This window comes from Monashia sp. HAY1-11D, assembly GCF_056868035.1.
This window is the reverse complement of record NZ_CP200320.1, coordinates 4294581-4316040: the sequence shown is the minus strand read 5'-3', so window position 1 is coordinate 4316040 and position 21460 is coordinate 4294581. Positions and strand designations below refer to the sequence as shown.

21 protein-coding genes, 1 tRNA gene and 1 riboswitch are annotated in these 21460 nt (G+C 72.8%); of the genes, 18 read left to right on the top strand and 4 right to left on the bottom strand.

Translation table 11 applies throughout. The features are described 5' to 3' along the window. Positions 1–96 precede the first annotated feature (96 nt). From AC1VM9_RS19900 to AC1VM9_RS19885, 4 genes are all read left to right on the top strand, one after another. Positions 97–765 carry a GntR family transcriptional regulator gene (locus AC1VM9_RS19900; RefSeq protein WP_483123823.1) on the top strand — a complete coding sequence of 223 codons (669 nt, stop codon included), beginning with the start codon at positions 97–99 and terminating at the stop codon, positions 763–765. 68 nt (positions 766–833) lie between these two features. Then, positions 834–1853: a 1-aminocyclopropane-1-carboxylate deaminase gene (locus tag AC1VM9_RS19895; RefSeq protein ID WP_483123822.1), complete on the top strand. Its 1020-nt coding sequence runs from the start codon at positions 834–836 to the stop codon at positions 1851–1853. Between the two features lie 74 nt (positions 1854–1927). Next, positions 1928–3211, top strand: coding sequence for a glutamate-5-semialdehyde dehydrogenase (locus AC1VM9_RS19890; RefSeq protein WP_481344940.1), 1284 nt, complete (start codon positions 1928–1930; stop codon positions 3209–3211). 67 nt (positions 3212–3278) lie between these two features. Next, positions 3279–3974 carry a class I SAM-dependent methyltransferase gene (locus AC1VM9_RS19885; protein WP_481342141.1) on the top strand — a complete coding sequence of 232 codons (696 nt, stop codon included), beginning with the start codon at positions 3279–3281 and terminating at the stop codon, positions 3972–3974. Here the strand turns inward: AC1VM9_RS19885 and AC1VM9_RS19880 are convergent. After that, complete coding sequence (locus AC1VM9_RS19880) at positions 3959–5059, bottom strand: glycosyltransferase family 2 protein (RefSeq protein ID WP_483123821.1); 1101 nt, start codon at positions 5057–5059, stop codon at positions 3959–3961. The genes AC1VM9_RS19885 and AC1VM9_RS19880 overlap by 16 nt on opposite strands. Before the next feature lie 97 nt (positions 5060–5156). Between AC1VM9_RS19880 and AC1VM9_RS19875 the strand changes: the two genes are divergently transcribed. From AC1VM9_RS19875 to AC1VM9_RS19850, 6 genes are all read left to right on the top strand, one after another. Next, positions 5157–5798 (top strand): DUF402 domain-containing protein, encoded by a 642-nt coding sequence (locus AC1VM9_RS19875; RefSeq protein ID WP_483124052.1) that lies wholly within the window; start codon positions 5157–5159, stop codon positions 5796–5798. Further along, the gene (locus tag AC1VM9_RS19870; protein ID WP_481342139.1) at positions 5791–6012 is read left to right on the top strand and encodes a transposase domain-containing protein; all 222 of its coding nucleotides are present in this window, start codon (positions 5791–5793) and stop codon (positions 6010–6012) included. The genes AC1VM9_RS19875 and AC1VM9_RS19870 overlap by 8 nt, the downstream gene beginning before the upstream one ends. Positions 6013–6014: 2 nt before the next feature. After that, positions 6015–6629 carry a nicotinate-nucleotide adenylyltransferase gene (gene nadD / locus AC1VM9_RS19865; protein ID WP_481342138.1) on the top strand — a complete coding sequence of 205 codons (615 nt, stop codon included), beginning with the start codon at positions 6015–6017 and terminating at the stop codon, positions 6627–6629. Continuing rightward, positions 6626–7033 (top strand): ribosome silencing factor, encoded by a 408-nt coding sequence (gene rsfS / locus AC1VM9_RS19860; RefSeq protein ID WP_483123819.1) that lies wholly within the window; start codon positions 6626–6628, stop codon positions 7031–7033. The genes nadD and rsfS overlap by 4 nt, the downstream gene beginning before the upstream one ends. After that, positions 7030–7692, top strand: coding sequence for a histidine phosphatase family protein (locus AC1VM9_RS19855; protein WP_481344943.1), 663 nt, complete (start codon positions 7030–7032; stop codon positions 7690–7692). The genes rsfS and AC1VM9_RS19855 overlap by 4 nt, the downstream gene beginning before the upstream one ends. Before the next feature lie 115 nt (positions 7693–7807). Next, positions 7808–7880: transfer RNA gene (locus AC1VM9_RS19850), tRNA-Ala, on the top strand. 99 nt (positions 7881–7979) lie between these two features. On the opposite strand, the gene AC1VM9_RS19845 is transcribed toward AC1VM9_RS19850, so the two are convergent. Both AC1VM9_RS19845 and AC1VM9_RS19840 read right to left on the bottom strand, forming a co-directional pair. Continuing rightward, positions 7980–10010, bottom strand: coding sequence for a caspase family protein (locus AC1VM9_RS19845; RefSeq protein ID WP_483123818.1), 2031 nt, complete (start codon positions 10008–10010; stop codon positions 7980–7982). Continuing rightward, complete coding sequence (locus tag AC1VM9_RS19840) at positions 10007–12358, bottom strand: CHAT domain-containing protein (protein WP_483123817.1); 2352 nt, start codon at positions 12356–12358, stop codon at positions 10007–10009. The genes AC1VM9_RS19845 and AC1VM9_RS19840 overlap by 4 nt, the downstream gene beginning before the upstream one ends. A 129-nt stretch (positions 12359–12487) precedes the next feature. Continuing rightward, positions 12488–12552, top strand: a riboswitch (guanidine-III (ykkC-III) riboswitch). Positions 12553–12562: 10 nt separating this feature from the next. Here AC1VM9_RS19840 and AC1VM9_RS19835 point away from each other — a divergent pair. The 4 genes from AC1VM9_RS19835 to AC1VM9_RS19820 all read left to right on the top strand — a co-directional run bounded on the left by AC1VM9_RS19835 (position 12563) and on the right by AC1VM9_RS19820 (position 15311). Beyond that, positions 12563–12877 (top strand): DMT family transporter, encoded by a 315-nt coding sequence (locus AC1VM9_RS19835; RefSeq protein WP_481344946.1) that lies wholly within the window; start codon positions 12563–12565, stop codon positions 12875–12877. Further along, positions 12877–13230 carry a DMT family transporter gene (locus tag AC1VM9_RS19830; protein WP_483124051.1) on the top strand — a complete coding sequence of 118 codons (354 nt, stop codon included), beginning with the start codon at positions 12877–12879 and terminating at the stop codon, positions 13228–13230. The genes AC1VM9_RS19835 and AC1VM9_RS19830 overlap by 1 nt, the downstream gene beginning before the upstream one ends. A 136-nt stretch (positions 13231–13366) precedes the next feature. After that, positions 13367–14620, top strand: a complete 1254-nt coding sequence (locus AC1VM9_RS19825; protein WP_483123815.1) for a neutral zinc metallopeptidase — start codon at positions 13367–13369, stop codon at positions 14618–14620. 79 nt (positions 14621–14699) lie between these two features. Continuing rightward, positions 14700–15311, top strand: coding sequence for a hypothetical protein (locus tag AC1VM9_RS19820; protein ID WP_483123814.1), 612 nt, complete (start codon positions 14700–14702; stop codon positions 15309–15311). A 57-nt stretch (positions 15312–15368) separates the two neighbouring features. Here AC1VM9_RS19820 and AC1VM9_RS19815 read toward each other — a convergent pair whose 3' ends face one another. Next, a complete protein-coding gene (locus tag AC1VM9_RS19815; protein ID WP_481342129.1) occupies positions 15369–15743 on the bottom strand; it encodes a thioesterase family protein in 375 nt (124 codons plus the stop codon). A 138-nt stretch (positions 15744–15881) separates the two neighbouring features. Between AC1VM9_RS19815 and AC1VM9_RS19810 the strand changes: the two genes are divergently transcribed. From AC1VM9_RS19810 to plsY, 4 genes are all read left to right on the top strand, one after another. Then, the gene (locus AC1VM9_RS19810) at positions 15882–16529 is read left to right on the top strand and encodes a lysoplasmalogenase (protein ID WP_481342128.1); all 648 of its coding nucleotides are present in this window, start codon (positions 15882–15884) and stop codon (positions 16527–16529) included. Positions 16530–16737: 208 nt separating this feature from the next. After that, a complete protein-coding gene (locus AC1VM9_RS19805; protein ID WP_483123812.1) occupies positions 16738–19707 on the top strand; it encodes a class I tRNA ligase family protein in 2970 nt (989 codons plus the stop codon). 116 nt (positions 19708–19823) lie between these two features. Further along, a complete protein-coding gene (locus AC1VM9_RS19800; RefSeq protein ID WP_481344951.1) occupies positions 19824–20711 on the top strand; it encodes a DegV family protein in 888 nt (295 codons plus the stop codon). Further along, on the top strand, positions 20708–21373 hold the full coding sequence (gene plsY, locus AC1VM9_RS19795; protein ID WP_483123811.1) for a glycerol-3-phosphate 1-O-acyltransferase PlsY: 666 nt from the start codon (positions 20708–20710) through the stop codon (positions 21371–21373). The genes AC1VM9_RS19800 and plsY overlap by 4 nt, the downstream gene beginning before the upstream one ends. The last annotated feature ends 87 nt before the right edge of the window (positions 21374–21460 follow it).

Here is a 21460-nt window from a genome sequence, read left to right as displayed (position 1 = left end):
ACCCGGTCGAGCGCCCGCGGTGCGGGGTCTCGGGTGGTGGACACGGCCGTAGGGCGCGGCGTTGACAGACCCCCTTGGCGATGTGCAATATATCGCATGCCCATTCCGGCCGAGGTCGTGCCACCGCGGCCGTTGCTGCGCGACGACGTGCACCGGCGCCTGCGCGACGCGATCGTCGACGGCACGTTGACGCCAGGGGAACAGCTGCGCGACCAGGAGCTCGCAGCGTGGCTGGGGGTGAGTCGCACCCCGGTCCGCGAGGCCCTGCTGCGGCTGGCCCAGGCCGGGCTCGTGCACGCCGCGCCGGGCCGCTCGACGACCGTCGCCGGCCTCGACGCGCGCGCCATCCGGGACGCGCAGGCTGTCGTCGCGTCGATGCACCGGCTCGCCGTCGAGCTCGCGGTGCCGCAGCTGGGCGCGGCCGACCTCGAGGCGATGCGTGCTGCGAACGAGCGCTTCGCCGACGCCCTGAGCCGCGGCGACGCCGACGCCGCCGTCGCCGCCGACGACGCGTTCCACGCCGTCACGGTGCGCGCCGCCGCCAACGCAGCCGTCGAGAGCGTCCTCGACCAGTTCACACCGGTCCTGCGCCGGCTCGAGCGGCTGCGCTTCGGCTCGCTGTCCGGACGGGCCTCGGTGGCGCTCCACGACCGCATCGTCGAGCTCTGCGCCGCCGGCGACGCGAGCGCCGCGGGACAGGCGGCTCACGAGACCTGGGAGACGCTGCGCCCGCTCATCGAGAGCCTCGAGTCCGAGAACGACTGAGCGCCAGAGCCTTCCATCCCTCGCTCGCACACGCGTCCGAGAACGCCCGCACCGCAAGGAGACCCACCATGTCGATCCACGACTTCGAGCGCTACCCGCTGACCTTCGGGCCGAGCCCGGTGCACCGGCTCGACCGCCTCACCACCCACCTGGGTGGCGCCGAGGTGTGGGCCAAGCGCGAGGACGTCAACAGCGGCCTCGCCTTCGGGGGCAACAAGACCCGCAAGCTCGAGTACATCGTCCCCGACGTGCTTGCCAGTGGTGCCGACACCCTCGTGTCGATCGGCGGCTACCAGAGCAACCACACGCGACAGGTGGCCGCGGTCGCCGCAAAGCTCGGCCTCCGGTGTCGTCTCGTCCAGGAGAGGTGGGTCGACTGGGACGACCCCGTCAACGACACCGTCGGCAACATCCTCCTGTCGCGGATCATGGGAGCCGACGTCCGGCTCGACCCGCACGGCTTCGACATCGGCATCCGGCCCTCGTGGGAGGAGGCCGTCGCCGAGGTCGAGGCGGCGGGTGGCACGCCGTACGCGATCCCCGCCGGCGCGTCCGAGCACCGCCTCGGCGGGCTCGGCTTCGCCGGCTGGGCCTACGAGGTGGCCGAGCAGGAGCGGGAGTTCGGTGTCTTCTTCGACACCATCGTCGTCTGCACCGTCACCGGCTCGACTCACGCGGGCATGGTGGCGGGCTTCGCCGCGCTGGAGGACGCCGGTGGCCGCCCGCGCCGGGTCATCGGCATCGACGCCTCCGCGACGCTCGAGAAGACCCGGGACCAGGTCGCGCGGATCGCCCGGCACACGGCCTCGCTCATCGGCCTGGAACGCGAGCTGCGCGACGACGAGCTGACCGTCCTGGCGGGCTGGGCCGGTGACCTCTACGGCGTCCCCGTCGAGTCGACCGTCGAGGCGATCCGGCTCTCGGGCCGTCTCGAGGGGATGATCCTCGACCCGGTCTACGAGGGGAAGTCGATGGCCGGCCTCGTCGACCTCGTGACCTCGGGGGAGATCCCGTCCGGGTCGACCGTCCTCTACGCGCACCTCGGGGGACAACCGGCCCTCAACGCCTACAGCGGCGTCTTCTCCTGACCCCCGCGCGGCGGCAGGTCCCACGTCGCGAAAGGCGTGCGTGGGACGCCGCCGGGCCGACCTACCCTTGGACCATGGAACGCACCATCGACCCCGCAGTCGTCGAGTACGTGACGCGGGTGGCCGAGGGCGCGCGTGTCGCGTCCCGCCGGCTCGCCCTCATGTCCCGCGCCGAGAAGGACGCCGCGCTGCTCGCGCTCGCGGACGCCGTCGACGCGGCCGCCCCGGCGATCGTCGCCGCCAACGCCGAGGACCTCGAGCGCGGGCGCGCGCAGGGCATGTCCGAGAGCCTCCAGGACCGCCTGCGCCTCGACGAGGAGCGGGTCGGCGCCGTGGCCCAGGCGCTGCGCGACGTCGCCGCGCTGCCGGACCCCGTCGGCGAGGTGGTCCGTGGCTCGACCCTCGCCAACGGGCTGCAGATCCGCCAGGTGCGGGTGCCGATGGGCGTCATCGGGATGATCTACGAGGCCCGGCCCAACGTCACCGTCGACGCCGCCGGGCTCGGCCTCAAGTCGGGCAACGCCGTCATCCTGCGCGGCGGGTCTGCCGCCGCCAGCAGCAACCACGCGCTCGTCGAGGCGCTGCGGGGTTCCCTTGCAGCCCAAGGCCTCCCGGCCGATGCCGTCAACCTCCTCGAGGAGGGCGGCCGCGACGCCGCGCGCGCTCTCATGACCGCCCGCGGCAAGGTCGACCTCGTCATCCCGCGCGGCGGTGCCGACCTCATCCAGACCGTCGTCACCGAGTCGACGGTGCCGGTCATCGAGACCGGCGTCGGGGTGTGCCACGTCTTCGTCGACCGGGCGGCCGACCTCGACAAGGCCCGGGCCATCACCCTCAACGCCAAGACGCACCGGCCGAGCGTCTGCAACGCGGCCGAGTCGCTGCTCGTGCACCGGGACGTCGCCGCGGATTTCCTGCCCAAGACGCTGACCGACCTCGCCGGCGCCGGCGTGCGCCTGCACGTCGGACCCGAGGTGACCGACTACGCCGAGGCGGCCGGCGCGGCCTACGACCTCGCCACCGAGGCCGACTTCGGCACCGAGTGGCACGGCCTCGAGATGAGCGTCGCTGTCGTCGAGGACCTCGACGAGGCCATGGACCGCATCCGCCGGTACGGGACCGGGCACACCGAGGCGATCGTCACCGAGGACCGGGGCGCCGCGCGGCGCTTCACGGCCGAGGTCGACGCAGCCGCCGTCATGGTCAACGCGAGCACGCGGTTCACCGACGGCGGCGAGTTCGGGTTCGGCGCCGAGATCGGCATCTCGACGCAGAAGCTGCACGCACGCGGGCCGATGGCCCTGCCCGAGCTGACGACGACCAAGTGGGTCGTCGAGGGGGACGGGCACGTGCGCTGACGCGGGTCGGGACCGTCCGGTGACCGCGCCGCGGCGCGCGCCGGCGCTGATGGCATGATGTGCCGTCATGGAAGGCACCGAGGTCCGCAAGCTCGCCGAGCTCGAGGACGAGCACTGGTGGTACCGCGAGCGGCGCCACCTGCTCGCGCGGGCCATCTCCGGTCTGACCCCCGGACGCGCCATCGACATCGGTGCGGCCGGTGGCGGCAACACCCGCGTCCTTCGCCGACACGGTTGGGACGCAGTCGCGTTGGAGTACGGCGCCGACGGTGCCGAGGTGGCCCACGAACGCGGGCTGGCCACCCTGCGGGGGGACGCGACCAACCTGCCGCTCGCCGACGACTCGCTCGACCTCGTCGTCGCCTTCGACGTCCTGGAGCACCTGCACGACGACGACGCCGCCGTCGCCGAGGTCCGGCGCGTGCTGCGACCCGGCGGCACCTACCTCGTCGCCGTCCCGGCCGACCCGCGGCTGTGGTCGAGCCACGACGTCGCCGTCGACCACGTCCGCCGCTACACCCGCGAGGGTCTGCTCGACCTGCTGGACCGGGGCGGCTTCGACGTGGCCGACGTGCGGTCGTGGAACGTCCTGCTGCGGCCGGTCGTCGCCATGCGCCGCCGCAACAGCTCCGGCTCGGACCTCGAGGACCTGCACCCCGTGGTCAACCTCGGGCTGCGCGCCATCATCACCGCCGAGCGGTACCTGCCGGTGGGCGGGCTGCCCGGCGTCAGCCTCCTCGTCCGGGCTCAGCCGCGCAGCTGACCCGCCTGGGCGGAGCTGCGGCCGTCGTCGACGGTCCGGACCGGCTCGGCGGCGCCCGCGGCGTGCTCGGCCGCCTCGGGGCCGCGGCCGACGATGTGGGCGTCGGTCGGCTGCGCCGGCAGGGGCGTGTCGGTCGGACCGTGACCGGCGGCGGAGGCCGTCATCGAGTCGTAGGCGATGAAGTAGGTCGGCCGGCTCTGCATCTGGGCGTACATCCGACCGATGTACTCGCCGAGGATGCCGACGCAGACCAGCTGCACGGCGCCGACGGCCGAGACGATGGCGACCGTCGAGGTCCAGCCGGCCACGGTGTGCCCCTGGGCGCGAGCCACCAGCGTGTAGATGAACAGCAGCACGGCGAGGACGGCACCGGCGAAGCCGGCGAAGGTCGCCACCCGCAGCGGGGCGGTGGAGAAGCCGGTCAGCGAGTCGAGCGACAGCTTGATCATCTTCATGAGCGGGTACTTCGAGTCACCCGCCGCGCGCTCCTCCCGCTTGTACTCGACGGTGTCGGACGGGAAGTTCAGCGCCGGGACGATGAAGCGCAGGACGCGGTTGTGCTCGGGCAGACCGTTGATGGCATCGACGGTGGCGCGCGACATGAGGCGGTAGTCCCCGGCGTCGGCGTGCGCGCTCGTCGGCGACATGACCTTGATGAGCCGGTAGAAGGACTGCGCCGACACGCGCTTGAACCACGTGTCCGTGGAGCGGTCGTTGCGCACGCCGTAGACGACGTCGACGCCGTCGTCCTTCGCCGCGGCGAGCATCTGGGGGATGATCTCCGGGGGGTCCTGCAGGTCGGCGTCGATCGTCACGACGTAGTCGCCACGGGCGCACACGAGCCCGGCCGAGATCGCGGCCTGGTGGCCCGCGTTCGCGCGCAGGCGCACGACGCGCAGCTGCGGCCACTCGCGGTGGTAGCGCTGCAGCAGCGCTGCGGTGAGGTCCTTGCTGCCGTCGTCGACCGCGACGACCTCGTACGGCGTGCCGAGTCCGTCGAGGATCGGACGCAGCCGCCGGACGAGCAAGGGGAGCACCTCCTCCTCGTTGTACATCGGGATGACGACGGACAGCTCGGGAACCATGCGAACAAGGGTACGGCCGCGGATGGGTGCTCCCTGTCACGCCGCTGTGCGCCGGCTGTCGCGCTCGGGCGGATGCGGCACTAGCGTGCGCGGGGTGATGCGTCCGACCGGTGCCCCCGGCAGCGAGAGCGGGCCCGACGGGCCGGCGGGCTCCGGCCTGCCGCCCGACGGGGTGGCCTCGGGCACCCCGGTCGCGGCCCGCTTCACCAAGTGGGGTGGGGGGCCACACTGGCAGTGGACCGGGCGCTACCTCGGCGCCGACGAGCACGGGCACTGGTGGTACGCACCGCCCGGCACCCGCTGCGTGCGGCCCGGCATGGACCTCCACGAGCCGTACGACTGGGTCTCGCTGGCCCCGAGGGGCCGCGGCTGGGCCGCGGGCTTCTACCCGGTCGAGAGGGACGTCGTCGTCTACGTCGACATGACGACGACGGCACGCTGGCAGCGCCGGGATCCGGCCCTCGACCACTGGGGCGAGGACGGTCCCGAGTGGGAGGTGACGATGGTCGACCTCGACCTCGACGTCGTCCTCACCCGCGAGGGGCACCTCTTCGTCGAGGACGAGGACGAGTTCGACGAGCACCGGGTCGCCCTCGGCTACCCGCCCGAGGTCGTGAGGCTCGCCGAGGCGAGCCGCGACGCCGTGCTCGCAGACGTCGGCCGTGGGGACGAGCCCTTCGGGTCCGTCGGCCACGCGTGGTTGCGCCGCGCCCGGACGATAGGCTGGCCCCATGTCTGATCGTGTTCTCGCCCTGGCCGCCGAGACGGAGGAGGCCACCCGCGAGCTTCCCATGCCGGTGATCGCCTACTTCATCATCGCCTTCACGCTGTTCCTCGTCGCCCTCGGCGTGACGTGGAGCTTCCGCAACACCGCCTACAAGGTGGGCCAGAGCCGCCAGCGCCAGCACGGCTCCCACGGCACGCCCGTCGACCCGAACGGACCGCACCACTGAGCATGCGCCTCGGCGTCATGGGTGGCACGTTCGACCCGATCCACCACGGCCACCTCGTCGCCGCCAGCGAGGTCCAGTCCCTCTTCGGTCTCGACGAGGTCGTCTTCGTCCCCACGGGGCAGCCCTGGCAGAAGGCCGACAAGGACGTCTCACCCGCCGAGGACCGTTACCTCATGACCGTCATCGCGACGGCGAGCAACCCCCGCTTCACCGTGAGCCGCGTCGACATCGACCGGCCCGGGCCGACGTACACGATCGACACCCTGCGCGACATCGCCGTCGAGCGACCGGACGACGAGCTGTTCTTCATCACCGGAGCCGACGCGCTCGCCGAGATCCTGTCGTGGAAGGACTCGGAGTCCCTCTGGGCACTCGCCCACTTCATCGGCGTGACCCGCCCCGGTCACGAGCTGTCCGACTCCGGCCTGCCCGAGGACCGGGTGACGCTCCAGGAGGTGCCGGCCATGGCCATCAGCTCCACCGACTGCCGCGCGCGCGTGGCCGCGGGCGAGCCGGTCTGGTACCTCGTGCCGGACGGCGTCGTCCAGTACATCAACAAGTACCGGCTCTATGCCGCGCAGACCGACCCCGTCGGTGCACCACAAGGAGACCAGTGACCGCAGCAGACCGTTCGCTCCAGCTCGCCAAGGCGGCCGCGGCCGCGGCCGAGGAGAAGATCGCCGAGAAGGTCGTCGCGATCGACGTCAGCGAGCAGATGCCGCTCACCGACGTCTTCGTCATCGCCTCGGCCGCCTCGGAGCGTCAGGTGGGCGCCATCGTCGACGAGGTCGAGGACCGCCTGCGCGAGCTCGGCAGCAAGCCGGTGCGCCGCGAGGGGGAGCGCGAGGGCCGCTGGGTCCTCATCGACTTCGGCGACATCATCGTGCACGTGCAGCACGAGGAGGAGCGCGAGTACTACGCCCTCGAGCGGCTCTGGAAGGACTGCCCCGAGATCGACCTGACGCGCGTCGACGCGCCGGCCCGGCCCGGGGACGGCGCCGCGTCCGACGACGAGGCGTGAGCGCCGCAGCGCCGGGCCGCCCGCGCCCGCGCCGCATCGTCCTGGTCCGGCACGCCGAGACGGTCGACAACGCCGCCCGCATCTGGCAGGGGCACAAGGACACCCCGCTGTCGGAGCGGGGGCTGGCCCAGGTGCGGGCCGCCGCGCCGCACCTGGCGGCGTACGAGCCGGCGCTCGTCGTCTCGAGCGACCTCCAGCGCGCCGCGTCGACGGCTGCGGCGATCGCCGCGCTGACCGGGCGCACCGTCCGGCTCGACGAGCGGCTCCGCGAGGTCCACGTCGGGCAGTGGCAGGGCCTGCACGCCGACGAGGTGCGCGAACGCTTCCCCGACGTCGTCGCCGCGTTGGACCGCGGGGAGGACGCCCCGCGCGGGGTCACGGGTGAGACGCGGGCCGACGTCGCCGCGCGCGCCGGTGCCGCGCTCCGCGAGGTGGCCGAGCAGCTGCGACCCGGCGAGACGGCCGTCGTCGTGGCGCACGGGGTGTCCGCGCGGGTCGCGGCGAGCGACCTCGTGGGCCTGGACCAGGACGTCGCCGACGCCGTGTTCCGGGGGCTCGACAACTGTCACTGGATCGAGCTCGTCGAGGTCGCCAAGAGCTTCTCGGAGCGTTCCCGGTGGCGGATCGGCGGCTGGAACCTCGGCCCCTGGACCGTCTGACCGGGTCGGCTGCGGACCCGGCCGGACCCGGTCCGGCGGTCCGTCACCGGATTTGGGATCGGGCCGAGGAACCCGCTATGGTTACGCAGTCGCCTCACGGAGACGACACCCGAAAGGGGCTGTGGCGCAGCTGGTAGCGCACCTCCATGGCATGGAGGGGGTCAGGGGTTCGAGTCCCCTCAGCTCCACACATCCAGAAGGACCGGACACGCTTTTCGTCCGGTCCTTCTGCATGTCCGAAGGACGCGAGGAACTCGGCAGGAGGCGGAGCGAAGCGAGCCGACGGCTCAGCGGCGCGGGCGGGTCGTGACGACGCGGACGGTGTCGGTGCGCCAGTCGGCCACCGAGCCGGTCCGGGCGGGCGTCGCCCGGCGGGTCCGGACGCTGCGCAGGACACCGTCGAGCGAGGTGCTCGGGTCGTTCGTGCCGGGGGCCACGGACGCGTCGAGCCCTCGCACGGTCGGGGCGGCCCCGGCCATGCCGGTCACCGGCACGGCGGCGACGTCGAGCTCGTCCTGCTCGAGGGTGCGGGGGTCGAACTCGAGGGTGCTGGTGACGAGCATCAGCACGTCGGTCACCGACACCGTGCCGGCCTCCCACAGGGCGTCGGACACCTGGCCGAGCAGGTCCACCGCCGTCGACTCGCCGGGGCCCAGGGCCACCGAACCAGCCGGGAAGGCGTCGGTGAAGATGCCGTAGGTCTCGGTGAGGTCGAGCAGTGCCGCCCACAGCGGGCCACCGGTCGTGTTCGTCAGCGTGACGGTGAACCGCGGTGGGCCCTGGGGCCCGTAACCGACCTCGAGGGTCCCACCTGCGCCGGCGGCCGTGGACGGGAGCGGGGAGCCCGGCGTCGTCACGGCGATCCGGACGGCGTCGGCGGGCAGGTGGGTGGCCGGGTTGGTCAGCCCGGACAGGCGCAGCCAGCGAGCCACGTGCTCGAGTGCTGCCACGGTGCGCTGTTCCCGGCCGGTGCCCGCGACGACGGGCACGAGCGGACGCGGCACGCCGGGCCGGGTGATGACGAAGCCCCCCGGCGTGGACTCGACGACGAGCCCGGGGGAGTCGGCTCCCGGCTCGCCGGGGTCGACGAGGTCGACGAGCGTGTGGTCGGCCTCCTCCGCGGCTCGTCGCAGCGCCGCGGTGCCGGCGTCGTCGCCCATGACGCGAACCGTCAAGGGCCGCAGGGGGATCGACGTGACGACGGCCCGGTACACGAATGCGTCGTCGAGGACCGGGTCGAGGCGGACGATGCTCCGGTCCGGCAGCACCCGCGTCACGGTGGCGACAGCGAGGGGCGCGCCCGAGGTCTGCCCGCTCAGGGGGTACACGGCGAGCTCGGTCGTGTCGTCGCCGATGGGTTCGGGCACCCCGTGCACGGCCCCGGAGTCGATCGACCACCCGTCCGGCAGGTGGCTCAGGGTCAGCGGTCGTGGCGTCGCCGGCAACGCGCCACCGAGGAAGGGCCGGTCCAGGTCCGCGGCGTCGGTGCTCTCGAGCTGCGGGTGCTGGTCGGCGACGCGGCCGAGGACCTCGGCCGTGACAGCCCGCATCACGTCGCGGTACGACGGGCAGCCGTCCGAGCCGAGCAGGACGGTCTCCAGGGCCGCGGACAGGACCCCGCGCTGTCGCCCGAGAACCGTGACCTCGCGGGCCTTCTCCGAGGAGCGGCACGCGGCCAGCAGGACGTGCCGGGCAGCCGGCGTCGCCCAGCGCGGGACCGCCCGGGTGCCACGGGTGAGGGTCCCGGCGCCCGCCTGCGCGACGAGGCCCGCCTGCGCGACGACGCCCGGCAGGAAGGACGACGCGGGCCGCGGGCGGCGGTCCTGGGGCGCCAGCCGGACGACCTCGTCGACCTCACGCGTGCCGCCGCCGGAGTGGCAGCAGTCGAGGACGACGAGCAGGTGGCATCCCGACGCGGCCACGCCCGCAGCCAGCGTCGCCACCTCCTTGTCGGCCAGGTCCCAGCCACCCTCGGACCGGCTGTCGACGCAGACGATCGTCTCGTTGCGACGGTCCGGCTCGACCGGCCACAGCTCCGGTGGCGTGTCCTGCTGGGAGCCGTGGCCGCTGAAGTAGAAGAGCGCCGTGTCGTCGGGCCCCGCACGGCCGAGGTGCTCGGTGAAGGCGGTGGTCACGCGCTCGCGGGTGGCCTCCGCGTCGGTGAGCACGAGCAGGTCGAGGACCTCGGGACCGACCCGACGGCGCAGCACGTCGGCGAAGACCGTGACGTCGTTGACGCAGCCCTGCAGCGCCGGGACGGGCGAGGTGTAGGCGTCGACCCCGACGAGGAGGGCGTGCAGGCGGCCGGGCACGCTCACCCCGAGTCGCCGAGGGCGAGGGTCTGCCACGTGCCGGGGTGGTTCTGGTTGGCGCGTGAGCGGCTCGAGTTGCTGCTCAGCATCGTCCGCAGTGCCCAGTCCGGACCGGAGCCGCGAGCGTCGCTGACGTCGAGGTTGAAGGCCAGCACCTCGCCGCGTCCCGGTGGCACGGACCGCCCGACCTCCGACCACGGCACCCGTGCCTCGAGCTCGTAGCCGGTCCTGCCGACGCGGGCGACGACGTCGATGCGGGGACGGCGTGCGCCGGTGGGGAACACGACCTGGCCCTTCGAGGTCGTGCCGACGACGTTGACCGCGGCCGCAGCGCCCCGGTCGCCGTCGTCGAGCAGGCCCAGCACGACGTGGAAGTCCTTGCCCCTGCGCAGTGGAGCCGACGCCGAGAGGGCCCGCGGGTCGGGGCCGATCTCGAAGGAGACGGCGTCGCCGCGCCACCACTGGCTCGGCTGGCCCGCGAGGACGGCGGTGTGGGTCGGGTCGGTGACGAGGGCGTGCAGGAACAGGGCGTCCTTGTCCCACAAGGCCTGCCACGTCACCGACAGGCCGTTGACGGGCACCCGCGCGAAGTCGGGGATCGGGGTCGTCACCTCGTGGTCCGTCACGGAGCGCCAGTCGTCGAAGGAGCCGTCGACGACCGGCGCGACCGGCGCGCAACCGATGGTCAGCTCGGTCGGGCCCGGGTCGACCGAGCTCGAGCCGCACGCCGCGGCGACGAGCGGGTCGGCCTTCTGAAGCAGGGAGGGCAGGGTGCGCCAGGCGACGACGCCGAGGACGACGAGGATCGTGAGCACGCCCAGGCGCACCCAGCTGCCGATGCCGTGGCTCCGGTTCCCTTGCCGGTGTTGCGGTTCCGAGTGCACGGGCCCCCGCGGCTGTGGTCTCGGCAGCGGTGTCGTCGACGGCTTCGGCAGCGTCTGCGGCTGCCCTTCCGGGAGCGTCTCCTCGGCGCCGTGCGGGAACGTCTGCGGTCGCGGGTCCGGGCCGACGGACGCCCCCGGACGCGTCGACCCGTCACCCGCGCCGGCGGGGCGCACGCGCTCGATGAGCTCGGTGACGTCGGCGTAGTCCGGCCGCTCGGCGGCGATCTGCTCGAGCATCGGCAGGGCCGTCGTCCTGTCCTCCGCGGCGATCGCCCCCTGCGCGGCCGTGTAGAGCGAGGCGAGTCGGGCGTCGCGCGCTCGCGGGTCGTCGGGCGAGGCGCTGGTGCCCGGCTGTCCGTGGGGCCGGCCCCCGACGAAGGCGAACGGCTGCTCGGAGCCCGAGCGCAGCAGCACGGCCGTGCCCCACTCGGCGGCCTCGTCGGACACCGCCATCGCCTTGCGCACCTCGCACATCGCTGCGTCGATGCCGAGACCACGAGTGAGGAACCAGTAGAACTCGTGGCTGAACACGAGCGCCGCGCGGTCGGAGATCTCCGTCTGCATCGCCACGACCGCGGGCAGACCCTGGCGCACGAGGGCCTGCCCGACGCCGGAGAACGCGTCGCGGCCGGACGTCCGTGCACCCTCGCACGCGTTGAGGACGGCCAGCTGCAGGGTCCGGGCGTCGTGCAGGAGCGTTCCGAGACGGGCCCCGCTGACCCGGTGGGCCGTCCCGTCCTCGTTCTCGAGCGCGAGGACGCCCTCCTGGGCTCCGTCGTCGAAGCCGCCGTGCCCGATGAAGTGGAAGACGTGGTAGTCGTCGAGCAGGGCCCGCTGCAGCGCCGTCAACGTCGCGTCCTCGACGACGACGATCTCGAGCAGGCCGGCGGCGACGAGGTCTCCCGTCGTCGCCTGCAGCAGCTGCTTCTCGCGGTCGACGGCGAGCGGCTCGAGGTCCGAGGGGCTGCTGACCATGACGAGCACCCGCAGAGGCGGCTCCACCGTCACGACGGGCGGCCGGTCGAGCGCGTCGAGCAGCCGCACCACGGGCGTCTCCTGGGACAGCGCCACGAACCGTTCGAGGTCCGCGTCGTAGAGGTACTCCCAGGGCACGGGGTCGAGGTCGGGCACCGCGTCGAGGCGTAGACGCAGGCGCAGGCTCCGCCCCTGCGAGGTCGCGGTGGCGAGGCTGCCGCGGAAGGCCCGGCCGACGTCGCCACCGAGCAGCGCCTCGGCCAGCCGGCGCCCGTAGTCGCGCACGTCGACGACGCGCGACTCCGCGGGGACGAGGCGGCGGGACGTGACGCGAGGGGGCCCGACGGCGACCATGAAGCGGGCCAGGTCGGCGGCGCCGAACGGCAGGACGAAAGGCGTGGACGCCTGCCCCGCAGGGGAGTCGAGCACGTGCACCGCGTATCCCTGGCCCTCGCGGGTCAGGGCGACGTCGAAGTCGAGGTAGTCGCCGCTCATGGCTGGTCCCAGGTGGTCGAACCGAACCGTCACCTCACGGTAGTGCGAGGGCGGTGTCCTGATACACGGTTCGGGCCAGGCTGCCACCGGGCGGGCCCGGTCGCCGGTCGCCGGTCGCCTACCATGGGACCCGAGCGCGTCGACCGCGCTGCGGACGAGGGAGCCGTACCCGCACAGCGACAAGACGGCCGGATCGGAAACGCCGTGCACTGGCTCGTCCTCGTCCTGTCCGGAGGCCTCGAGGCCGTCTGGGCCACCGCGCTCGCCGCGTCCGACGGCTTCCGGCGGCCCCGCGCCACAGCGCTTTTCGCCGTCTCGCTCGTGGTGAGCATGGCCGGTCTCGCATGGGCGATGACCGGCCTGCCCGCGGGGACCGCCTACGCGGTGTGGGTCGGCATCGGGGCGGTCGGCACCATCGCCCTCGCCGTGGGCCGCGGGACCGAACGGCTCGGCACGCCCCGGGCCGTCCTGCTCGTCGTGCTCGTCGGCTGCATCGTCGGCCTCAAGGCGGTGGCGTGATGCCGTGGGCCGTGCTCCTTTCCAGCGCCCTCCTCGAGGCCGTTTGGGCCTCCGCGCTCGCCGCGTCCGAGGGGCTGACGCGTCCGGTACCGGCCCTCGTCTTCCTCGCCGCCGGGGTCATGAGCATGGTGGGTCTGGCGCGTGCGGCGCGCTCCATCCCCATCGGCACGGCCTACGCGGTGTGGACCGGGGTCGGGGCCGCGTTGACCGTCACGTGGGCGATGCTCTCCGGCGGCGAGGCCTTCTCCGTCGCCAAGGTGCTGCTCCTCGCCGGCGTCGTGGCGGCCGTCATCGGCCTCAGGGTCGTCGGCTCGCCGGTGCGGCGTCCGCCCGGTGGTGGCACCGCCGGGTGAGCCGCCGGTCCCCAAGCAGGGTGCGGATCGTTGCTCCCGGTTCAGGCGGTTTTCGACCCGATTGCCCCTCTTCGCCGCGATGATGAGGGCAGTGCTCGCGGCACGGGGCCGGGGGCAGCACCGAAGGAGCCCCCACGTGCCCAAGCGCAAGTCCTGGTCGCTCGCCCTCGTCACGTCGCTGACGCTCACCCTCGGCGTCGGCGCCGGGGTCGCCACCGCGGCGCCGACCGCAGCGGTTCCGGCGACGGGCGCCGCAGCGGCGTCGAGCACCACGTTCGTCGCCGACAACGGCTACTCCTACGACCTCGTCCACGGGACGACCGACGACCCCCGGGCCGCCGCCCTGCTCGCGCGGGCCCGGGCCTTCCTGCCGGCGGACTGGCAGGCGCGCCGCCAGGCGACGGTGGCCCGACTCGGTGTCGAGGCGTCCGCGCCGCGCGAGGCCCTCGAACGAGCCATCGACCCGACCCAGTACCAGTGCGCACCCACGCACCTCGACGCCTACGTGGACGGTCTGCTCGCCCACGTCGACTTCGCCGACCTCTTCTTCCTCGCGACCACGGGCGCGCTGGACCTGCCGACCTACGACGCGATCCTCTTCGGGTCCTCCGATGACGACCGGTACGCGCTGCAGCGCGACTACCGCAACGAGCTGACCCGCTCGTTCCGCGCCGCCCAGTCCTTCTGGGACACCGACGGGTCCGACATCCAGCTCATGGCGATGCACGGTGCCGTCATGCGCGACGAGACGCGCATGACGCGCACCCTGGCCGTGCTCTACGGCGCTCCGGAGTCAGCGGTGGCCGGCCTCGCCTCGCTCATCCGCGAGGTCGTCGCGGGCGACCCCGGTCTGCAGGACGGCGAGAGCCCGCTGTTCACCCTCAACGCCTTCGCGTTCAGCGCCGCGGGCGAGACCGACCCCGCCTTCGCCGGCCTGCCCGACAAGCTGGTCTTCGGCGACGGCATCCTCGCCGCCCTCGGGGCCATCGGCGTCGGTGACGTCGGCCCCCGGGCCGTGCTGGGCCACGAGTACGCCCACCACGTCCAGTACGACAAGGGCCTGTTCGCCTCGCCGCTCACGGGGCCCGAGGCCACGCGTCGCACCGAGCTCATGGCCGACGCCTTCGGCACCTACTTCGTGACCCACAAGCGCGGTCTGGCCCTCAACGCGGCCCGCGTGCTGGAGGCCGAGCAGTCGTTCTACGAGGTCGGCGACTGCAGCTTCACCAGCGCCGGCCACCACGGCACGCCGAACCAGCGGCTGCGGGCCTCGACGTGGGGTTGGTCCGTCGCCGACGACGCCCAGAAGCAGGGGCAGGTCCTGCCCTCGCTCACCCTCGACGCCCGGTTCGAGGCGGTCCTGCCCGAGCTCGTCGCCCCCGACGCCTGACGGGGGCGCCCGACGCCCGAGACCCGCGGTGCCCTCGTCGATCCTCGACGAGGGCACCGTTCGCACTAGGGTTCGGGCCATGGGTTCCTGGTGGCTGGAGGCGATCGGCTGGATCGGCTCGGCCGTGCTCGTCTGGTCGCTGCTGCAGACCCAGCTGCACCGCCTGCGGCTCATCAACCTCGTCGGCTGTCTCGTCCTCATCGGCTACAACACCGCCAACCACGTGTGGCCGATGGTCGGGCTCAACGTCGTCCTCGCCGTCATCAACGTCTACCACCTGACGCGCATGGCCCGGGACAAGCACGACCCCGCCGCGTACGAGGTGCTCGAGGTCGCCGGTGACGACACCTACCTGCGCCACGTCCTCCGGGTGCACGAGGGCGACATCCGGCAGTTCAACCCCGACTTCGTCCACGACCCCTTCTCCGGGGACGTGTGCTACCTCGTCCTCAAGGGCGACGAGACCGTCGGGGCGGTCCTCGTCCGCGACGCCGGGCACGGTACGGCGCAGCTGCTCCTCGACTGGGTGACACCACGGCACCGCGACCTCTCGCCCGGGGAGTTCGTCCTCGGCGGCGACGGGCCGCTGCGGCACCGCGGGTTCCGCCGGTTCCTGCCCCCTCCCGACATGGTCGAGCCGTACTACGCAGGCCTGGGCCTGCGCCGCGACGGCGACGCCTACGTGCTCTGACGCGTCGGGCCGGCGAGGCGTCGGGCTGGCGACGCGTCGGCCGGGTGGCCGGTCAGCTCAGAGCACGCGTTGGCACTTCGCCATGAAGCGGTCCGGGTCGACGACCGCGCGGTGCACCTCGCCGAAGGCGATCTCCTCGCCGTCGGCGTCCTTGGCGCTGAGGTGGCAGACGAGCCGACGGCCGTCGTTGATCGGCTCGGCGCACATGATGGTGATCTCGGAGCCGACGGCGCTGCCCTTGACGTGCTCGATGACGATCTTCGTGCCGACCGTGGTGTGGTCCGGGTCGATGCTCTGCCGGCACACCTGGAAGGCGGCGTTCTCGCACCACGTGGCGAGACGCGGTGTCGCCAGCACCTCGAGGTCTCCGCTGCCGACCGTGGCGGCGGTGTCGTCGGGGGTGACCGTGTGTTGGAACTTGCGCATCGGCATTGGAAGAGTCTGGCAGACAACGGTGAGGACGCCGACTCCTGCCCGCCGGCCGTGCGCGCGGGGCGTGCGCGACGGGCGTATCTGGCGATCCTGCGTGTCGGAGCCCGGCGGCACGGCGAGGCTGGGAGTGTTGGCCTCGTGACCACCCACCTCTGGGTCCTGTCGGTGGCCCTCGGCGTCGCGGCGCTCATCAACTGGGGTGCCGTGCTGCGAGGTGAGTACGTCGTCGAGCGGCTGACCAAGCCTCTGGTCGTGCTGCTCCTCGGTGGTCTCGCGTGGTCCCTGCACTGGGAGGGGGCGGCCCCCGGGTCACCGACCCTGCTGCCGGTGCTCGTCGCGCTGGGGTTCAGCCTCGTCGGTGACGTCGCCCTGCTCACGGCGACCGAGACGCGGTTCCTCATCGGCGTCGGCGCCTTCTTCGCCGTGCACGTCGCCTACGTCTGGGCGATCCTCGAGACGCCGACCCGGCCGGGAGTCCCGTGGTGGCTGGTCGCCGCGGTGCCGGGTGCCGTGCTGCTGCACCGGCTCTTCGGCCGCGACATCGTGCGCGGGTCGGGGCCGCAGCGTGGGCCGGTCTTCGTCTACCAGCTCGCGCTCATCGCGCTGCTGCTCGTCGCGGCCTGGAAGGGCGACTGGCTCGTGCTGCTGGGCTGCCTCGTCTTCGTCGTCAGCGACACGGTGCTCGGTCACGACCGGTTCGTCCACGAACGACGCTGGGCCCCGCTCGTCGTCATCGTCACCTACCACGTCGCCCAGGTGCTCATCGTCGTCGGCCTCTTCCGCTGACCCGCTGTCGCCGCGAGGGCCCGGACCCACGGTGGCCGGTCGCGTCCGCGGGGGGAGGGCCTGCTGCGCTAACCTTGGGCCATGGCTGGTCTGCTCCTCCTTGCGCAGCCGCGTTGAGCAACGTCGGGGTCACCCGACATCAACGCGGCTTCCCCTCCTGTGCGAGGGGTTTTCTTTTGCCCCGGCGACCAGCGACGAGAGAGAAGACATGAGCCAGGCCAGCGAGAACCAGACGTCAGAGCGCCCGCAGACCGACGACACGCCGCACCGGTACACCGCGGCCATGGCCCGCGACATCGAGGTCGCGTGGCAGGACCGCTGGGAGGAGGAGGGCACGTTCGCCGCGCCCAACCCCGCGGGCCCGTGGGCCGAGCCGGACAAGGTGGCCGCGCTCGGGCGCAAGCTCGTCGTCCTCGACATGTTCCCGTACCCGAGCGGCGTCGGGCTGCACGTCGGCCACCCCTTGGGCTACATCGCGACCGACGTCTACAGCCGGTACCACCGGATGCAGGGCCGCAACGTCCTCCACGCGCTGGGCTATGACGCCTTCGGCCTGCCGGCCGAGCAGTACGCCGTCCAGACCGGCCAGCACCCTCGGAAGACCACCGAGGAGAACATGGCGAACATGAGGCGCCAGCTGCGACGCCTCGGGCTGGGCTTCGACAACCGGCGCACCTTCGCGACGATCGACGAGGACTACTACAAGTGGACCCAGTGGATCTTCCTGCAGATCTGGGAGGCCTGGTACGACCCCGACGCCCTGCGCGAGGACGGCGGACGAGGCAAGGCGCGTCCCATCGCCGAGCTCGTCGCGCAGTTCGAGTCCGGTGAGCGCGCGGTCCTGACCCGGGACGGCAGGCCCTGGGCCGAGCTGACCGCGGCCGAGCAGGCCACGGTGCTCGAGGGTTTCCGCCTGGCCTACCAGTCCGAGGCGCCGGTCAACTGGTGCCCCGGCCTCGGCACCGTGCTCTCCAACGAGGAGGTCACCAACGAGGGCCGGTCCGAACGGGGCAACTTCCCGGTCTTCAAGCGCAACCTCTCGCAGTGGATGATGCGCATCACCTCCTACGCCGACCGCCTCGCCGACGACCTCGACGCCGTCGACTGGCCGGAGAACGTCAAGCGCCTGCAGCGCAACTGGATCGGGCGCTCGCAGGGTGCGCGGGTCACGTTCCCGGTCGTGACCACCGCCGGCGAGCAGAGCGGCATCGAGGTCTTCACGACGCGTCCGGACACGATCTTCGGCGCGACCTTCATGGTCGTGGCGCCGGAGCACCCGCTCGTCGACGCGCTCGTCCCGGACGGCCCGTGGCCGGAGGGCACGAAGGACGGTTGGCGCGGCGACGACGCCGACGCCTCCGCCACGCCCGCATCGGCGGTGGCTGCCTACCGCCTCGCCGCCTCGCGCAAGGGCGAGGTCGAGCGCCAGACCGAGGGCCGTGACAAGACCGGCGTCTTCACCGGGTCGTGGGCCACGAACCCCGTGACGGGGCAACGTGTTCCGGTCTTCGTCGCCGACTACGTCCTGATGGGCTACGGCACCGGCGCGATCATGGCCGTGCCGGGGCAGGACACCCGCGACTGGGAGTTCGCGGAGCGGTTCGACATCCCGATCGTCCGCACCGTGCAACCGACAGAGGGCCACCCCGACGACGAGCCGTTCCTCGGCGACGGCGTCGCGGTCAACTCGAGCAACGAGCGGGTCAGTCTCGACGGACTGCACGTCGCCGAGGCCAAGGAGCGCATCATCGCGTTCCTCGAGGAGGCCGGCATCGGCCACGGCACCGTCAACTACCGCATCCGTGACTGGCTCTTCAGCCGCCAGCGCTACTGGGGCGAGCCCTTCCCGATCATGTACGACGCCGACGGCGTCGCCCACCCGGTGCCCCAGGACGAGCTCCCGCTGACCCTGCCGGACGTGCCGGACTACTCCCCGAAGACGTTCGACCCCGACGACGCGTCGAGCAGCCCCGAGCCTCCGCTGTCACGGGTGCCCGAGTGGGTCAACGTCGAGGTCGACCTCGGCGACGGCCGGGGCGCCCGCGCGTTCCGTCGTGAGACCAACACGATGCCCAACTGGGCCGGGTCGTGCTGGTACTACCTGCGCTACCTCGACCCGGCGAACCACGACGCGTTCGTCGACCCGGCCAACGAGGAGTACTGGCTGGCCCGTCACGACGAGACGGTCGACGGCGCGCCCGCCGGGACCCGCGACCCCGGCGGCGTCGACCTCTACGTCGGCGGCGTCGAGCACGCCGTCCTGCACCTGCTCTACGCCCGGTTCTGGCACAAGGTCCTCTTCGACCTGGGTCACGTGCGCAGCGAGGAGCCGTTCCGGAAGTACTTCTCGCAGGGCTACATCCAGGCCTACGCCTACACCGACAGCCGCGGGCAGTACGTGCCGGCGGCCGAGGTCGAAGAGCACGCGGGCGGGCACGGCGAGGAGCCGACCTTCACGTGGGAGGGCAGGCCGGTCAACCGCGAGTACGGCAAGATCGGCAAGTCGCTGAAGAACTCCGTCAGCCCCGACGAGATGTATGACGCGTTCGGCGCCGACACCTTCCGCGTCTACGAGATGTCGATGGGTCCGCTCGAGCTGAGCAAGCCGTGGGAGATCCGCGCCGTCGTCGGCTCACAGCGGTTCCTCCAGCGTCTGTGGCGCAACGTCGTCGACGAGGCGACGGGGCAGGTCCGGGTCGCTGACGTCGAGCCCGACCAAGCGCTGACCACCCAGCTGCACCAGACGATCGCCGGGGTCCGCGAGGACTTCGAGGGACTGCGCTTCAACACCGCCATCGCCAAGCTCATCGAGCTGAACAACGCCGTGACGAAGCTGGACGTGCCGCCCCGTGACGTCGTCGAGGCGCTCGTCCTCATGGTCTCCCCGATCGCCCCGCACATCGCCGAGGAGATGTGGGCGCGGCTCGGCCACGAGGGCGGTGTCGCCTTCGCCCCGTTCCCCGAGAGCGACCCGGCCAAGATCGTGCAGGAGCACGTGACCTGCGTCGTGCAGATCAGGGGCAAGGTGCGCGACCGGCTCGAGGTGAGCCCCAGCATCACCGAGGACGCCCTGCGCGAGCTGGTCCTCGCCCGGCCCAAGGTGCAGGCCGCCATCGAGAACGGGGTGCGCACCGTCATCGTGCGAGCCCCCAAGCTCGTCAACGTCGTCCCGGCCTGAGGCGCTCGACCCGCGCCTGACCGCGTCTGACGACCGAGGCACCGGGCGCGTCCCCGACGGACGCGCCCGGTGCCGGTACGTTGGGGCCACCTCGGGACCGGCGGAAGGAGCGCGACGTGACCACCCGCATCGTCACCGACTCGACCGCCTACCTGCCGGCTGCGGACGTCGAGCGGCACGGCATCGAGGTCGTGCCCCTGCACGTCGTCGTCGGTGGTCGTGACCACATCGAGGGCCACGACGTCAGCTCGCACGAGGTGGCCGCAGCCCTGCGCGAGTACACCATCGTCACGACCTCGCGCCCGACGCCCCAGGTGTTCGCCGAGACCTACGGGCGGCTCGCCGCCGAGGGCGCCGACGCCGTCGTGTCGGTCCACCTGTCCTCGCAGATGTCGGGGACCGTCGAGGCGGCGCGCGCCGCGGCCGCCGACGCGCCGATCCCCGTGGAGGTCCTCGACAGCGAGACGATCGGGATGGCCATGGGGTTCGCCGTCGTCGCGGGGGCCGAGGCCGCGCGGGAGGGCGCCGACGCCTCCGCCGTCGTCGCCGCGGTCCGGGCGCGGCTCGAACCGTCCGGCGTCCTCTTCTACGTCGACACGCTCGAGCACCTGCGCCGCGGCGGACGCATCGGCGCCGCGTCGGCGCTGCTCGGCTCTGCGCTCGCGATCAAGCCGATCCTCGCCGTCCGCGGGGGCCGGATCGTGCCGGTGGAGAAGGTGCGCACGTCGGCCCGCGCAGTGGCGCGGATCGAGGCGATGGTCCTCGAGCACGTCCGGGCCGGCGGGCACGTGGTCGACCTCGCGGTGCACCACCTCGACGCCGCCGAGCGGGCCGAGCAGATCGCCGAGCACCTGCGGTCGCAGGTTCCCGGCTCGCCCCGGGTGCTCGTCGTCGAGCTCGGCGCGGTCGTGGGCGCGCACGTGGGTCCCGGGACCGTGGCCATCGCGGTGTCGCCACGCCCGGGTGAGGTGCTCACCGAGGAGGAGGGGGGCACCCGGCCGTGACCGCAGGTTCGGCGCTCGCCTGGGCCGGAGGGGTGGTCGCCGCCTTTCTCGTCGGCTCCCTCAACCCCGCCACCGGCCTCGCACGTCTCCTCGGCAAGGACCTCGCGACGGCGGGCTCGGGCAATCCCGGGGCGACGAACGCCGGGCGCGTTCTCGGACGCAAGTGGGGGGTCCTCGTCGGCGTCCTCGACGTCCTCAAGGGCCTCGTGCCGGCCGTCGCGGCCGGCCACCTCCTCGGAGCGCACGCCGCCTACGCCGTCGGGGTCGCCGCGGTGCTCGGTCACATCTGGTCGCCGTTCCTGCGCGGGCGCGGCGGCAAGGGCGTGGCCACGACGCTGGGCGCGCTGCTCGGGGTGCACCCCTGGGTGGCGCTCGTCGTCGTGCTCGTCTTCGCGGTGGCGCTGACCCTGACCCGGTGGGTGGCCGCCGGCTCGATCTTCGGTGCCCTGTCGATGGTCGTCGTCGCCGTCCTGGTCCGGACCGGCCACGCGCCCGGTGACGGGTGGACGGTCGCGTGGCTCACCGCCGTCGCGCTGCTCGTGCTGTGGCGCCACCGCAACAACGTCCTCGGCTGGTGGCGCCAGCGACGCCTCGAGCACGTCGACCACCCCGAGCAGCGGCCGGAGGGCGAGCCGAGGAGCCGGCCGGCGGACGAAGTATGACCGAATTGCCGGTTGCGTGACTCAGATTCCTTGCAGGAAAACGGGTTTCGCTGTGAAAAGCCAGAGAGCCGAATAGCGTGGACAGGT